Origin of the sequence: Cellulosilyticum lentocellum DSM 5427, from assembly GCF_000178835.2 — a bacterium.
In the GTDB taxonomy this organism is placed as follows: domain Bacteria; phylum Bacillota; class Clostridia; order Lachnospirales; family Cellulosilyticaceae; genus Cellulosilyticum; species Cellulosilyticum lentocellum.
The window spans coordinates 3,707,294-3,723,874 of the sequence record NC_015275.1 but is presented as its reverse complement, the minus strand read 5'-3'; the positions used below and the strand labels follow the sequence as shown (position 1 = coordinate 3,723,874).

The 16,581-nt window shown below is 33.0% G+C and carries 11 protein-coding genes and 2 tRNA genes; all 13 read left to right on the top strand.

Translation table 11 applies throughout. The features are described 5' to 3' along the window. Positions 1–148 precede the first annotated feature (148 nt). On the top strand, positions 149–2,725 hold the full coding sequence (gene secA / locus CLOLE_RS17120) for a preprotein translocase subunit SecA (RefSeq protein WP_013658372.1): 2,577 nt from the start codon (positions 149–151) through the stop codon (positions 2,723–2,725). Between the two features lie 334 nt (positions 2,726–3,059). Continuing rightward, positions 3,060–4,496: an ABC transporter substrate-binding protein gene (locus CLOLE_RS17115; RefSeq protein WP_013658371.1), complete on the top strand. Its 1,437-nt coding sequence runs from the start codon at positions 3,060–3,062 to the stop codon at positions 4,494–4,496. Between the two features lie 101 nt (positions 4,497–4,597). Continuing rightward, on the top strand, positions 4,598–5,455 hold the full coding sequence (locus CLOLE_RS17110; RefSeq protein ID WP_013658370.1) for a carbohydrate ABC transporter permease: 858 nt from the start codon (positions 4,598–4,600) through the stop codon (positions 5,453–5,455). 1 nt (position 5,456) lies between these two features. Then, the gene (locus CLOLE_RS17105; protein ID WP_013658369.1) at positions 5,457–6,284 is read left to right on the top strand and encodes a carbohydrate ABC transporter permease; all 828 of its coding nucleotides are present in this window, start codon (positions 5,457–5,459) and stop codon (positions 6,282–6,284) included. Positions 6,285–6,310: 26 nt separating this feature from the next. Continuing rightward, positions 6,311–6,955 (top strand): hypothetical protein, encoded by a 645-nt coding sequence (locus tag CLOLE_RS17100; protein ID WP_162145089.1) that lies wholly within the window; start codon positions 6,311–6,313, stop codon positions 6,953–6,955. A gap of 30 nt (positions 6,956–6,985) precedes the next feature. Then, positions 6,986–8,008 (top strand): glycoside hydrolase family 130 protein, encoded by a 1,023-nt coding sequence (locus CLOLE_RS17095; RefSeq protein ID WP_013658367.1) that lies wholly within the window; start codon positions 6,986–6,988, stop codon positions 8,006–8,008. A gap of 409 nt (positions 8,009–8,417) precedes the next feature. After that, positions 8,418–8,777 carry a hypothetical protein gene (locus CLOLE_RS17090; protein WP_013658366.1) on the top strand — a complete coding sequence of 120 codons (360 nt, stop codon included), beginning with the start codon at positions 8,418–8,420 and terminating at the stop codon, positions 8,775–8,777. 310 nt (positions 8,778–9,087) lie between these two features. Then, positions 9,088–9,161: transfer RNA gene (locus tag CLOLE_RS17085), tRNA-Met, on the top strand. A gap of 4 nt (positions 9,162–9,165) precedes the next feature. Next, positions 9,166–9,238: transfer RNA gene (locus tag CLOLE_RS17080), tRNA-Val, on the top strand. Between the two features lie 249 nt (positions 9,239–9,487). Next, the gene (locus CLOLE_RS17075; RefSeq protein ID WP_013658365.1) at positions 9,488–10,489 is read left to right on the top strand and encodes an aromatic acid exporter family protein; all 1,002 of its coding nucleotides are present in this window, start codon (positions 9,488–9,490) and stop codon (positions 10,487–10,489) included. A 244-nt stretch (positions 10,490–10,733) separates the two neighbouring features. Then, entirely contained in the window at positions 10,734–13,028 is a 2,295-nt protein-coding gene (spoIIE, locus tag CLOLE_RS17070; RefSeq protein WP_013658364.1) for a stage II sporulation protein E, read from the top strand. A gap of 173 nt (positions 13,029–13,201) precedes the next feature. Then, complete coding sequence (locus CLOLE_RS22065; protein WP_013658363.1) at positions 13,202–14,104, top strand: stalk domain-containing protein; 903 nt, start codon at positions 13,202–13,204, stop codon at positions 14,102–14,104. A gap of 52 nt (positions 14,105–14,156) precedes the next feature. After that, on the top strand, positions 14,157–16,529 hold the full coding sequence (locus tag CLOLE_RS17060; RefSeq protein ID WP_013658362.1) for a fibronectin type III domain-containing protein: 2,373 nt from the start codon (positions 14,157–14,159) through the stop codon (positions 16,527–16,529). The last annotated feature ends 52 nt before the right edge of the window (positions 16,530–16,581 follow it).

Below are 16,581 nucleotides of genomic sequence, written 5' to 3'. Positions count from 1 at the left end.
TAAAGCTAATATAATGGGTATAATTGGATTAAGCACCTAGTTGTAATGCAATTTAATATTTGTTATACTTAAGGCTGATGTTTGAATAGAAAGAAAAAGGCGGATAGAAATACTTAACATACATATAAAGATAAAGAGGGTGAATAGTTTGAAGATAATAGATAAAATTTTTGGGACTCACTCCCAAAGAGAGCTTAAAAGAATTGAACCTATCGTTGCGAAAGTAGAATCGTATGATGAAGCTATGCAAAAGCTTTCAGATGATGAATTAAAGCACAAGACTGTAGAGTTTAAAGAGCGTTTAGAAAAAGGTGAAACCTTAGATGACATTTTACCAGAAGCTTATGCTGTATGTAGAGAAGCTAGCTGGCGTGTACTTGGTAAAAAGCACTTCCGTGTACAAATCATGGGTGGTATTATCCTTCACAATGGGCGTATAGCAGAGATGAGAACTGGTGAAGGTAAGACTTTAGTAGGTATGCTTCCTGCTTATTTAAATGCACTTGAAGGTAAAGGGGTACACGTTGTTACTGTTAACGATTACTTAGCGCAACGTGACTCACAGGAAATTGGACAAGTGCATAATTTCTTAGGACTTTCAGTAGGATGTATCCTTAGTGATATGAAAAATGATGCTAGGCGTGAAGCTTATAACAACGATATTACTTATGGAACTAATAATGAGTTTGGTTTCGATTATCTACGTGATAATATGGTTATTTATGCAGAGGAAATGGTACAAAGAGACCTTAACTTTGCGGTAATAGATGAGGTTGACTCTGTTCTTATCGATGAAGCTAGAACACCACTTATTATTTCAGGACAAGGTTCTAAATCTACTAAGCTTTACACATCAGCTGACGTATTTGTACGTCGCTTAACAAAAGGGCGTCTCTTAGGAGAAGAATCTGCTATGAGTAATCTTATGAGAGAAGAGATTGAAGAAGAAGGGGATTTCGTTGTAGATGAGAAACAAAAGACGGTAACCCTTACTCAGGATGGTGTGAAAAAAGCAGAACAGTATTTTGGACTAGATAACCTAGCAGATCCAGAGAATATGGAAATTCAACATCACATCAATATTGCCCTCAAAGCTCACAACTTAATGCATAGAGAAAAAGACTATATCATTAACGAAAAAGGTGAAATTATTATCGTTGATGAATTTACAGGACGTCTAATGGATGGACGTCGTTACTCAGATGGTCTTCACCAAGCTATTGAAGCAAAAGAAGGCGTAGAAGTTAGAAAAGAAAGTCAAACACTTGCTACTATTACCTTCCAAAACTACTTCAATAAATATGCTAAGAAATCAGGTATGACAGGTACAGCTCTTACAGAAGAAGCTGAGTTTAGAGATATTTATGGTATGGATGTTATTGTTATTCCAACTAATATGCCTGTCTTACGTAAAGATCATCCAGATATCGTATTTAAGAAAGAGGATGCTAAGTTTAAAGCTGTTATTGAAGACATTAAAGCATCTCATGCTAAAGGGCAACCAGTACTTGTTGGTACTGTAACCATTGATACTTCAGAGCTTTTAAGTAAATTACTTAAACGTGAGGGGGTACCACACCAAGTACTTAATGCCAAGTATCATGCAAAAGAAGCTGAAATTATTGCTTTAGCAGGTAAAAAAGGTGCTGTTACCATTGCTACAAACATGGCTGGTCGTGGTACAGATATTCAGCTTGAAGAAGGTGTGCAAGCCTTAGGTGGTCTTAAGATTATTGGTACAGAACGCCATGAATCAAGACGTATTGATAATCAGCTTCGTGGACGTTCAGGACGTCAAGGTGATCCTGGTGAATCTAGATTTTACCTTGCACTTGAAGATGATTTAATGAGATTATTTACACCAGAATCAACACTCAAAATGTTTGATGCACTTGGTCTTCCAGATGATGAGCCAATTGAACATAAAATTCTTTCTTCTGCTATTGAGCGTGCTCAAAAGAAAGTTGAAGGAAATAACTTTGGTGTACGTAAGCATTTATTAGAATATGATAAAATCATGAATGAACAAAGAGAAATCGTTTATGGTGAACGTTATAAAGTACTCAAAAATGAAAACTTACGTGATAACATTGTAACCATGGCTAAAGATGTTATTAGCACAATTGTAGACAACGCAACTCATGGTATTGAATATGCAGAAGAATGGAATCTTCCAGCTATGCTTGAGCATTTACGCAGTGTTATACCAGTAGAAAATGTGAATTATACTAAAGAAGAACAACAAGGTCTTACTGCGCTTGCGTTAAAAGAAAGATTATATGAAGAAGCAGAAAGATTATATAATGCTAAAGAAGAAGAAATAGGCGAACAATTAAGAGAAATTGAACGTGTTATTTTACTTAAAGTAATCGATCAAAAATGGATGGATCATTTAGACAATATGGATCAAATGAAACAAGGTGTTAACCTTCAAGCATATGGTCAGAGAGATCCACTTGTAGAATATCGCTTCCAAAGCTTTGATATTTTCGAGGAAATGACAGAAAATATTAAATTAGAGACAGTAAGAGCACTATATCACGTAAGAATTAGAGAAAACGTAGAGATTAAGCGTGAGCGTGTGGCAGAACCAGTAGCTGTTAATCACCAAGATGATAGCTTAGGTGCAAAACCTATAGTTAAAAAAGAAAAAGTTGGAAGAAATGATCTTTGCCCATGTGGTAGTGGTAAAAAATATAAAGCTTGTTGCGGTAAAAACGAATAAAGTAAAATAAGGATAGCTCCTAGGAGCTATCCTTATTTTTTGCTATTTTTACTTTATTATGTCGTATCAAGTATAGTTTCAAATTAAAATAAGCTAAAAAATATAGATTTAGTTTTATTAATGTAAAAGTATAAGCTAAAATTCAGTAAATACAATTTTAGGGTGGTTAAAATAGACAAAAAAATAAACGAACTAATATAAAAAATTAATATTTAATATAAAAAAATCAATATAGTGATATAAATTGCAAGAAAAGGTGATGACTAAATAAACAAAGTGATTTAAAATAATATTAAGTTAAAAAAATTAAAAAATTAACTTCAGGAGGGAAATTATGAAAAAGAAATTATTTACCTTATTGTTAACGACAGCTATGGCATCATCTTTACTTGCAGGTTGTGGTGGCAACCAAACAAAAACTGACGAACCAGCAGCATCACCTTCCACAGCTCCAAGCGCATCAGCTGAAGCAGAAAAAGATACCTCTTCTCTTGCAGGAACAACTATCAGTGTTTATACTCACGGGGGAAATAGAGTTCTAGGAGAAGAAAAGAAAGATGATGCAGGTAATACTTACCGTGATGAATCTACAGCTATCTTAAAACATTTAGCTGAGAAATTCACACAAGAAACAGGTATTAATGTTGAATTAAATGTAATTACTAATGAAAGTGAAATTGAGCCTTTATTTAAAGTTGAAGATGACAGTGTTGATGTTTTCACAGCTCCTAACTGGAGTTTAGAGCAATGGGCTGCTTACACAGAACCATATTGTACAGTTGAAGAAGCAGCAGAGTTATATGGTGACTATGCATATGCAATGCCTAATGATGAGAAAAACATCTTTAGTATCATGCCAGGTAAAGCATATAACCAAGCTGTAGTATATAATGAAGAAGTATTAAAATCAGTAGGTTATGATGCTATTCCAGCAACACAAGCTGAATTTGAAGAAATGTGTGAAAAAATTCGTGCAGCAGGCATCACACCAATTTCTATACATAGAGTTGAAAACTGGCCTTTAGCTACTCTTAATGACTTTGCAGCTTATGTATCTGGTGTTCCAAATGCATTCGAATCAATGTTAAAGAGTGATACACCATTTAGTGAAACAGAACCAGTTGGAAAAACAATTAAAATGTATACAGAGTGGAAAGCAAAAGGTTTCTTTGAACCAGAAGTTTATACAGACTTTGGTGTTGCAATGGACTCTGTAGCTTATGGTAAAGCAGCTATGATGTTATTCGGTTCTTGGGTAGTGCCTCAAATTCAAGGTCGTGTACCAGCAGGAACAGATCCTTCTATCATTAAATTCGCACCAGCTCCTGACTTTGGAAGTGGTCGTTATGTATTAGCAGCACCAGCAGATAACTGGGCTATCAGCAAATTCTCTAAAAACAAAGAAGCAGCAAGAGCATTTATTGAGTATGTATCTGAAGATGCACAATTTATAGCAGACAGTGGATACATTGCAAACAAAAAAGGTGTTACTCCTGTAGTACCAGAACTTTATAGCATTATCGATCAAATGGTAGAATCTGGTGAAGCTATAGCAATGATGCAACCAGCACAAACTCAAAACACAATCAATAACCAAAATGTATTAACAGAAGCAAACTTATGGGCAGATTATAAATATGCAGGTTTATTATTTGATGCATTAGACGTAACAAAACCAGATGATTGGACAGCATACAACAAACAAGTAGAAGCACAAAATAAAGCTTATGTTGAATATAGAGATGAATTAGGAGTATCTTGGCAAGAATAGAAATTCTTAGTTGACTGCATAAGTTAAGTAACATTAAAGAGGAGGGAGGATGCCTCCCCCCTCTTTAATGTTATATATTTTTAGCAGGGAAGGAGCCAAAAATGAGACAGGATAAGAATAGCAGAATCATTATATTTACATTTTTAATTATACCCGTTATCCACCTCTTGATTTTTTCGTATATTCCAATATTCACCAATTTCTACTGGAGTCTTACGAACTATAAGGGGGTAGGTACCCCTAAATTTATCGGGCTAAAAAACTACCAACGTATTTTTACAGATCCACAATATCTTAAAGTATTCAAAAATTGTCTTTGGTACATGGTTGTAGCTATACCACAACTGATTTTTGCATTCGGTTTGGCGATTGTAGTAAACGGAAAATTCCGTGGACTTAATGTATTTAAATCTATTTTAATTATTCCTTATTTACTTAATGGTGTTATTGTATCTACGATTTTTATTATCTTCTTTAATAACTCAGGTACATTAAATACACTGTTAGCCTACATAGGAATAGATGGGCCACAATGGTTACAGCAGTTAAACTTAGTTAATCCATCTATAGCTTCTATTAGTATTTGGCGTTATTATGGTATGAACTTTATTATGTTCTTTGGCGCTTTGCAAACTATACCATCTGAATTATATGAAGCAGCAGCAGTAGATGGTTGTACAAAATGGCAAGAAATTAAATATATATCTATTCCATTTATTAAAAATGTATTATTTATCAATATTTTATTGAGCATTTCTGGCTCTATTCAAGTATTTGAAATACCTTATATTATGATGAATGGTTCTAATGGAACAGTTACACCTGTTATTCAAATCCAACAGAGTGCATTCTCAGATAGTCGTTTAGGATTTGCAGCAGCTTTATCTGTTGTTGTATTCTTTGTTGTAGTACTGGCAGTACTATTACAAAATATAGTAACTAAGAGAGGAGAGGAATAGAATGATACAAGAAAGTAAAGGATTTAAAGTATTCCGTTATCTATTTTTAATATTGTCAGCATGTTTTGTTATTATTCCAATCATTCCACTCATCTTTATGGCCTTTAAAACTGGTACCGAATATGCAACGACAAGTGTACTTCAAGGACCTGTAAATTGGTTTAATAGTTATAACTTTAAATATGCCATAAAAGTAGGTAATCTTGGAAAAGCACTTGTTAATACCGCTATTATTTTAGGCGTTTCATTAACTATTCAAATTATGTTTACAACTATGGTCTCTTATGTGCTCCATCGTTTTGAATTTAAATTGAAGAAATTAATCATGGCGCTATTTACCATGACTATGTTCATTCCTCTTGTAACAACGCAAACAGTAGTGTTTCAAATTATGTATAAGCTTCAATTAGTAAATAAAATGCCTAGTGTTATTATTTTATATTCTGGTGTAGGTATTATAGGTATTTATATTATGTTTAATTTACTTGATTCTTTATCAAGTGAATTAGATGAAGCAGCTTTAATTGATGGAGCGAATTATTTTACGATTTATGGAAAGATCATTCTTCCGCTTCTAAAGCCAGCTTGTACAACGCTTTTAATCTTGAATGGAATTGGATATTATAATGATTTCTACGTTCCAAATCTTTATTTAAGAAAAGATGTACAGACCTTTACCGTAGCACTTTATAAATTCTTTGGTAATACGGCAACACCGTTTGAAATTGTAGCAGCGGCGATTCTCATTGGTATTATTCCAATAGGTATTGCATATATTTTCTTACAAAAATATATTTTCTATGGATTGGCAGGTGCAGTGAAGTCATGATGAAGGAATCTCTTCTTTATAAGGTAATGTCCGCAATACATGTCATTTTATTCGTAAGTGTTTTATGTTTTGGCATTACGCTTTTATCAGGGACTTTACTTATGATTCCATCTATTGCAGCAGCATTTGTTATTGGGAGAATGATTATTTACAACGAATTTGATATTAATGACAGTATTATTAAAAGTTTTTTTAGAGAATTCAAAAAAGCCTTATGCTTACTTCGCTTTATTCCTGTTAATTTAATTTTGCTATTTAATATTGTAGGAATAATGGTTGCAGTAAAATTAGAGATGACTATGTATGCGGTACTTTGCTTAGTTATAATAGCTCTTTTACTTACTATGATCTTTTATATTGCAGGGTTTTATGTGTTTATAGCTAATAAAATGACATTGGTAGAAGTTGCGTTTTGTATGTTTTATAAGCCAACTTTATTAATCCCGTTATTTAGTGCAATGGTTATTTTTACTTTCTTTTTTCAAGGACTTATTGTAAAAATTTTACTCGCTTCAGGTTTTATATTCTTATTTATTATAGAACTCGTAGTGTTTTTGCATATGCTTTATTACAAGCAATTAAATGGAATAGAAGAAGAAGGGGAATATGCTCAGTTAGTAAAATACGCAATGGGAAAATGTGCTAATTTAGAAATAACACAGAAAAAGTAGGATGAAAATTGACTGAGAGGTAAATTAAAAATGAGTGAATTAAAAATGTTATCACCAGAAGTGAAAAATGTACCTTGGCAAGAAAAGCCAGAAGGGATAGTAGGAGCTCCTATATGGAGATATACAGAAAATCCTATTATAGGAAGAAATCCAGTAAAGGGTGTAGCTAGAATATTTAATAGCGCAGTAATGCCCTATGAAGATGAATTTATTGGTGTATTTCGTGGAGAACAAACCAATGGCATTCCTTATATTTATATGGGAAGAAGTAAAGATGGAATTAAGTGGGATTTTGATGAAAACAAAATACCTTTTATAGATGAAGATGGCAATCCTTTTATGCCAATCTACGCATATGATCCACGTTTAGTCAAAGTTGAAGATACTTACTATATTATTTGGTGTCAAGACTTTTATGGTGCAGCCATTGGAATGGCAAAAACAACAGATTTTAAAACATTTGTAAGAGTAGAAAATCCATTCTTACCATTTAATCGAAATGCTGTATTATTCCCTAGAAAAATTAATGGCAATTTCATGATGTTATCTAGACCAAGCGATAGTGGACATACACCTTTCGGGGATATATTCTTAAGTGAAAGCCCTGACCTTGTTTATTGGGGAAAACACAGACATGTTATGGGTAAAGGAAAACAATGGTGGGAGTCACTGAAAATTGGTGGTGGTGCAGCTCCTATTGAAACAACTGAAGGATGGCTTTTATTCTATCATGGTGTTTCAGGAACCTGTAATGGCTATGTCTACAGTATAGGTGGTGCTATTTTAGATATAGATAATCCTTCTATTGTAAAATATAGATGTGAAACTTTCCTTCTAACACCAGAAGAATGGTTTGAGGAACGTGGTTTTGTGCCAAATGTTACTTTCCCATGTGCAACAGTTCATGACTCAGCTACTGGAAAAATAGCTATTTATTATGGTGCAGCAGACAGCTATGTAGGGCTTGCTTTTACAAAGCTTGAAGAAATTGTTGATTATATTAAAGAACATAGTGTATTAACTGAAGAAGATAAAGAGATTGGAAAGCGTTAATAGCAATAAACAATAGTATTTTTATTATAGAAAAGCATAAAAGATAACCTTGTGATTAAGTGTGAGATACACTGAAGGTTGCTTCTATGCTTTTTTGTTTTTGAAAATCAAAAGAGATATATATTATTAGACATAAATGAGATAATACTAGAATAAACTAATCAAGTGGGGAGAAAAAGGCTTGGGTTTAGTTTTAAGAAGTGAAGTATCTCGAAAAATGAAATTGTGCAATATACACTTAGTAAGAATAAAAAATAAAATATATTTGTGCAAAATTAATAACTATAAAAAATAAAAATGTTAACTAAGTAGAAAAAATAAATAAAACTTTTAAAATTTTAACTCATATAGTATAATATATGTATAAAAGATATTATACACCTGCATATTAATTAAGGGGGGTGGGATTATGTATAATATGATTAAAGAAAGGTTTACTAGGAAATTTCCATCAGCAGAAAACTTACTTAATGAAGAAGACCTATTTATAGGTAACAAGAAAACAATTCCTGCTAGAGAATGGCTGCTTAAGGTGGTCATGCAAGAAAATGAAGATGGGCCCTATGTAGAATATTATGCAATCCATGGGACAGGAGGGCATTTACATGAGCGCATTTACAGTAATGGGAAAGAAGAACAGCTAGAAGTACTTAGGCAGTATATAGCTTATTCACCGAATATACCAGGAGATCGTGAAAGAAGCGCAAAGGATTGTGAAAATTTCAACAGAAGATTGATGTGTGAACTTAGAAAGCAAGGACTTATGTAATTAAAAATAAGTATAAAATCCACTCTTAATAGAGTGGATTTTATTGGTTAATAAGATCTTTGCTAAAGCCAAACAACATAGTCCGTGTGGTTAATAACCACCTATAAGGTGAGGTATCGCTAAAGCACTATAAAATAAAGAGGTTTGCTTCATTTTATAATAGTAGTATAAGTAAATCTTCTGTAAACCATACTAGGAAAATAATGCTGAATAAAATCCTAATAAAAAAACATAAAAAATGAAAAAAACACTTGCATTATGACAAGTAATAGGATATACTACAAAAGTGCTTGAGGCACAGAATAAATATGGCGGAATAGCTCAGTTGGCTAGAGCACACGGTTCATACCCGTGGTGTCATGGGTTCAAATCCCTTTTCCGCTACTATGGTCGCTTAGCTCAGCTGGGAGAGCACCTGCCTTACAAGCAGGGGGTCATAGGTTCGAGCCCTATAGCGACCATTTCTTAAAAGAAGAGCTATAAAACTTTAAAGTTTTATAGCTCTTCTTTTTTTGCTGTTTGTAAAGTAAAATAGAGATATATGAAGAATGAAGAGAGATGTATGAACGCTTACCTTATACATTGATACCTTTTATTATATGCTAAGCATATTGGCATAGGTATAATTTAATCTATATCTATAGTAGTATAGCCTAGAAATTGTAGTGTAAGTTAAATGTGAAGTGAATAAAAATGAGGAGGGAAAGGAAATGAAAAGAATCGTTGGAGTAAGAACGATTAAAACAGGTTTAGGTGCCAGTATTGCTATGGTTATAGCAGACCTTATAGGACTTAAATATATGGCTTCAGCAGGTATTATTACCATCTTAAGTATACAGAGTACTAAGAAAGAATCTATGCAAATAGCTGTTAGAAGATTTATTGCTACTTGCGTAGCTTTATTGATAGGAAGTATTTTATTTCAGATTTTAGGTTTCAGACCTTATGTATTTGGATTATATCTAGTGTTCTTTATTCCTATAGCTGCTAGATTTAAGATGACAGAAGGAATTGTACCAGCCTCTGTTTTAGTAACGCATTTATTAGGAGAACAAAGTACAAGTATCAGTTTAATAGGCAACGAACTTTTGTTAATGATTGTTGGTGCGGGAGTTGCTTTAGTGCTTAATTTATATATGCCTAGTATAGAAATCGAGCTTTTAAAGGATAAACGTGCGATTGAGGAAGAGATGTATCAACTTTTTACATATATGGCTGATACCTTAGAGGAGAAAGCTACTACTATAGAAACAGATAAAATACTTGAACAGCTACAAATACATCTTTCCAATGGAGAAAAGAGGGCACATCGTAATGCCAATAATTATTTTTTTAATTTTGATTCGCCATATGAGAAATATTTCAACATGCGAAGTAGTCAGTTTCAGGTACTTCAATATATGTTAAGACACTTTACACATTTATTTATGAATGTAGAGCAAGGCTATGAGGTGGCAGCTTTTACAAGACGAGTAGCAGATTCTGTTAAAGGAAAGATTGTGGTAGAAGTGCTATTAGATGAATTAGACGCTTTAAAAGAAGGTTTCAAGCAAAGCGTACTTCCTAGTTCAAGAGAAGAGTTTGAAAATAGAGCCATGCTTTATCAATTTTTAAATGATATGGAACACTTCTTAGATATTAAAAAAGCTTTCAAGGATAAATTAAACGATAAAGAAAGAAAAGAATATAATAGTTACTACGATTTAACTTAAGCATTCGACAAGATAAAAAGCAGTATCAAGTGGAGAAAAGCTTTTCCTGGGAAATACTCACCCTTTCGTTTGTAAATCAATAAAATATGTCGCAAAATTTTATGTATTGCTTACCAAATATTTACAAAAATCTAATCCTACTGTTTGTATAATTAATATTGCTGCAGGAGGGAGAGATTAAGTTGATTAATACAGAAGAGAAAAAAAGATAGCAGTAAGTGAATTATTAAAAGGGGTTAATTGGATGACAGTAATGCTATGTTGTATGGCATTTTTTATGGGGAGAATCCAGTTGTTTGGTGGCTTTTATACCTTGGGCATTGCTTATGTAGGAGCAATGTATCTGAACAAGCAAACGAGAAGATGGGGAGCTGTATTAGGTATTCTGGGGTTATTATCAGTTGGGAAATTAGATACCATCTTAGTCAGGTATATTCTTATTCTTTTACTTTTAATGGGTTTTCGCATGGGAATGCAGTTTTTTGGTAGTGAGTGTAATACAAAGAATCAAACTGTTTTAACGGGATTAAGTACATTTATTATTTCCCTGATGTCACTTCTTATAGGACAAGCTACGATCTATAGCATGGCAGTATGTTTACTAGAGACAGCAGTGGCTATGGGATTGGTAACTATATTAGCTTATAGTATCCAAGTCTTAGATAAGAAAAGGACAACTCCTTTAACTCAAAACGAAATGGCTAGTATGAGTTTCCTAATAGCGGGGCTCTTAGGGGGGATGATGGATTTTTATATGATAGTACCCTTGTTTGAGAGAGTTTACTTCAAGGATGTTCTTATATTTATATTAATTCTTTCTGTAATTTTCCTAGGGGGAATGAGCAGTGGGATTATTATGACTTTAATCATTAGTACCGTCTTAGTAGTTATTGGTTATATGCCTACACAGTTTGTAGCGATTTACTTATTTGCAGCGCTCATTGGCGGCTTATTTTATTTTTTGGATCGAGTAGGGATTGTTTTTGCTGCAGGTTTAGGTTTGCTTTTAGGCTTTGCTTTATTTAATCAAAGGGTGATTGACTTACCTATTGTAGGAGCTTATGTAGGAGCAGTGGTGATGAGTTTGTGCATTCCTAGAAATTATTTTGGACTAGGAGACTGGTTTGGCTATGGTATAGATGTGGATGAGGAAAAGCACCTGATACATGTTCAAACCATTATTACTGAGAGGTTGAATCATTTCTCAAAAGCCTTTAATGACTTAAGTAAGACTTTTGAGCGTATATCGGATAAAGAAGTTCATTTTGGACAAGCTGATATTCAAAATATGATAGAAGATACAGGAGAATGTATTTGTCAAAAATGCTCTATGAACCATTTTTGCTGGCAAGACTATATTAAAGATACATATGCTTCTAGTTATGATATGTTAGATACCATAGAGAAAAAAGGCTGTATTACAGTAGCAGATATCCCTGTAAAATTTAAAAATGCCTGTATTAACGCAGAAAGCTTTGCCTTTACTTTAGGCTTTAAAATGGACCTACTTAAATTGAAACGCCAATGGCAAAAGCGTTTTGTGGAAACTAGGGGGCTTATTAGTCAGCAGTTTGAAGCCGTTTCTGAAAGTATTGAAAAACTCTCTTCTAATATTCAAAGTGAGTTTTACTTTAATAAAGAAGATGAACGAAATATTAGGGAGCATTTACATATGAAGGGCATTCGAACCAAAGATATCATGGTACTAGAAAATAATGGCCGTAAAGAAGAGATTCATATTTATGTCCATTATAAAGGGGAAATGGATCTCAAGGAGCGTTTAATACAAGGGATTCAAGAAGCTTTAGACTTAAAAGTGGATGTCATTAAATATGAGTATCATATAGAAGATAAATATTGTTATTTTAAATTAGGTATTAGAAAGCAGTTTAACATTACTGCAGGTGCTGCAGTAGCAGCTAAAGGAGACATATCAGGAGATGTGTATAGCTTTATGGAGCTTACAAGTGGCAAATACCTTTTAGCCCTAGCTGATGGTATGGGCAGTGGTAAACTTGCTAATGAAGAAAGTACAGCTACCATCGAGCTGTTAGAAAGCTTTATGGAGTCAGGCTTTAAAAATGAAGTTGCCGTTAAAATGATTAACTCAGCCCTAGTATTAAAATCAGATATAGATAACTTCTCTACCATGGATATTACCTTGGTAGATGAATATACAGGCATCGCTGAATTCCTAAAACTAGGAGCATCTACGAGCTTCTTAGTACGAGAGGAAGAAGTAACCACCATTAAAGCAAGTAGTTTACCTATTGGCATTTTGGACCGCGTTGATATTGTAAGCTGTAAGAAACAGCTGAAAGATGGTGACATGGTGATCATGGTGACAGATGGTATTTTAGAAAGTAAAAATGACTTCCTTAATAAAGAAGAAACCTTTAAACACTTTATAAGAGAAGCAAAAAGTAATAATCCTCAATATTTAGCAAGTTATTTGCTAGAGAAGACAAGGAATCTTCTAGCTGGGGAAGAAAATGATGATATGACTATTATTGTAGCGAGAGTTTGGAAACAATGTTAATAAAAAGCCGTTATAAGAGGAAGAGATAAAGTTCCTTTTATAACGGCTTTTATATTGAAAATTTTTCTGGAAATATATATTGAGAATTGAAATAAGTATAATTTGATGAAAATATTGGATTTAAGACAAAAATATGATAAAATATTTAGAAAATACTTGCAAAAGGGGAAAATATGAAAAAGCATTGGGGAGTTTTCTTATTAAGTGTCTATTGTATGGGGATACTAGTACAAGCAGAAACATATACATATGATGATTTGAATCGTCTTACAAAAGTTACATATGAGTCTGGGGTTGTAATAGAATACACATATGATCAAGCGGGCAATATTATAGGGGTTACTACTACAGGGGGAACTAAAAAAGAGGATAGTAATAGCGGAAATAATGGAAACCAAGGTAATAACAATGAAGGTAGTGGGAATAGCGGAAACCAGGGAAATAACAACGGAAATAATGAGGGGAATAGAAACCAGGGTAATAACAATGGAGGTAGTGGGAATAGCGAGAACCAAGGTAATAACAACGGAAATAGTGGGGGGAGTGGAAACCAAGGTAATAACAATGGGAATAGCGGAGGCCAGAGTAATGGCAATGGAAATAATGGGGGTAATGGAAACCAAGGTAATAACAACGGAAATAGTGGGAACAGTGGAAACCAGAATAATAATAACGAAAACAATGGAAATGGTCCCAAGTATACTAAACTACTCTTTACATTAAAAAATAAAGTATTAGAAATTGATGATCAGAAGATAGAGATGGATGCTTCTGTGTTTGTATCAAAAAATAATCGTTTAATGGTTCCTATTAGATACATTACTTATGTACTTAATATTTCACCTGATCAAATTATATGGGATAAGAATAATAAGCAAGCAGTCATTCAAGGAGAAAAGCAGATTAAAATAGGCATCAATAAAGATTACATGCTTGTAAATGGGGAACAGGTGAAGCTTAGTGAGAAAGCTCAAGTTATAGATGGCAGGACGTATTTGCCTATTGGAGATATATGTAGGGCCTTTGAATTGAAGTACAGTTGGGATAATACATTAAAACAACTACTTATTTATTAGAAAAACTAGATAGGGTTTAAAAATAAGATAATGAATTATAAGGGGAAAAATAATGAAAATGCAAAAAAGAGTAATTTGTATCATGCTAACTATTATCTTACTTTTACAATATACTTATGGAGAAAAGACTATTGATATAACAAATAATGATATTGGTATAAAAGCAACACAGGGGGATGTTACAACTACCACAGCATCTGCATTACAGATAAATCAATTAAGTGAGTATATACCTAAATTAGGTATCCAAGTTAACTTTAATGCTCCAGGATGGAATGTGTTTGATGATGATAATAAAAATATCTGGTATGAAAATATGGATGATTGGCATAATGGTGACCATGGAAATTTCTTAAATGGAGGAACACATAATTCAAGAACAGGCAAGGAGGGGAGAGCGAGGTTTAATTTTATAGGATCTCAATTTATACTTGCTGTACAGAGCCATTATGGCAGAAATCAAGGGGTTCAAGTTATTATTGATGGAGAACTGGTTGATACTATTCCATATGTGGGAAACTATGGATGGGGACATACAATATATTATATTTGCCCCCAGTTATTCAGTGGTGAACATTCAGTAGAACTAAATATGCCAGCAAGCAATACTTATATGATGCTTGATATTATACAAGTTAATGAAAACGGTACAATTAAGCCGTATGAATTAATAAATAAGGATAAGTATTACTATGAAAGCTCAGATGAAAGTAATGAAAATGTATATAATGCTATTGTAAATAAAAAGGAGCAGATAGATGCTTTAGGAATTGAAGAGATAAATATTACATGGTCAACAAATTATTATAAGTATGAGGAACCATGGTCTATTCTAACAGAAGATTCACAAGGAGCATTTTTTACAACATTTGCCAGTATTGATTATGTAAAAGATGGAAGTCCAAGACATGAAAATTTTGCTGTATGGAATGAGGGATATTGGAAAAAAGGAAATAGTGTAGAGGGAGAAAATGGGGACTTTATTAGTGCATGGGCAGGTGGAGATGTTATATCAAGGGCTATTAGTCGCCCGAACTCTTATTTTATTCCTAAAGAAACAGATGAATTTAGCATCTATAGTATTTTGCCGGAAATTATAAATATTAAGTTTAATAGTGAAGGGATAATTAACTATAAACGAGGAACTAAGGTTAATGAACCTTTACCGGTAACTACATTATTAATAAAAGAGCAGAAAGATTATAGTATTAAGTTACAGTGGTATAAGCCATATACGAATCTTCCAATAGAAAGCTATAAGATATATCGAAATGGTGTAGAAATAGAGGAAACTCAAGAAAACACCTTTAAAGATACTAATATTGATTATCAGACCCTCTATAATTATACAGTTGCTGCAATTTATGAAGGGGAGATACAATCTGAAAATGGTAATCAAGTAAATACCATTATTATGGAACCCTATATTTCACAAGTGACTCCAACTAATCAAAGTACTATTGGTGGTGATAGTGTAAACTTTAAGATAAATTATATGACTAATAATAGTTTAGAGGAATGCAATTTAAAAGTGGAATATACTAATGAGAGTGAGTATTATAGTATTCCAGAGGAAAATATCAAGGGGAGCCAGATAGAAGGAGGTATTAGCTATAGTGCTATATGGGATTTAGAGGATATTATAAGTGGGAATTATGTAGTTAGAATAAGCATGGAAGATGAAAGAGGTATTCACATACTTAAAGAATTAAACTATGTAGTTGATACGACAAAACCTTCTCAAGTAATCAGCTTAAAAGCTGAACCGGGGGAAAAACAAATTGAAATTAGTTGGCAAGAAATTGATGATGATAGTATTGCTTATTATGAAATACATAGATCAGAAGTAAGAGATGGAGTATATACTAAGTTAGCTACAATTGAAACGGGAAAGGCTAATAGTTATTTGGATAAGGCTATAGAAGCAGAGAAAGAATATTACTATAAATTATATACTAAAACACGGTTTGGCATTATAGGAGAAGCAAGTGAATCTATAATGGCTATAGCTTTGAAAGATACAACTCCACCAGAGGTAATAGGGATAGTCCCTTCTAATAAAAGTAAAATAGGAAAAGAAGTTGTTGTTACTGTAAGAACACAGGATAATATCGGTATTAAAAGTACTACCTTACAATATTTAAATGAAGAAGGCAAATGGATAGAGATCGATACAGTTTCTAATCAATCAGAAGCTATATTTAGTTTCACAAATCCGAAAAAGGAAGGTACTTTAACTATTAAGGCAATTGCTACAGATACTTCTGATAACACTAATATAGAAGAAGTTATAAGAACATATACGATTGTTGCGCCTAATTGTCAAACAATTACCTTTAATACAGTAGAAACTTCAAGTACACAAATGATGTTAAAATGGGATAAACTTGATATTGAGGATTTCGAAAAATTTATAGTTTATTAAAAAAATCCGCAAGATGGAAGTCTTATTACTAGTATTGAGACGGGCAATGTAT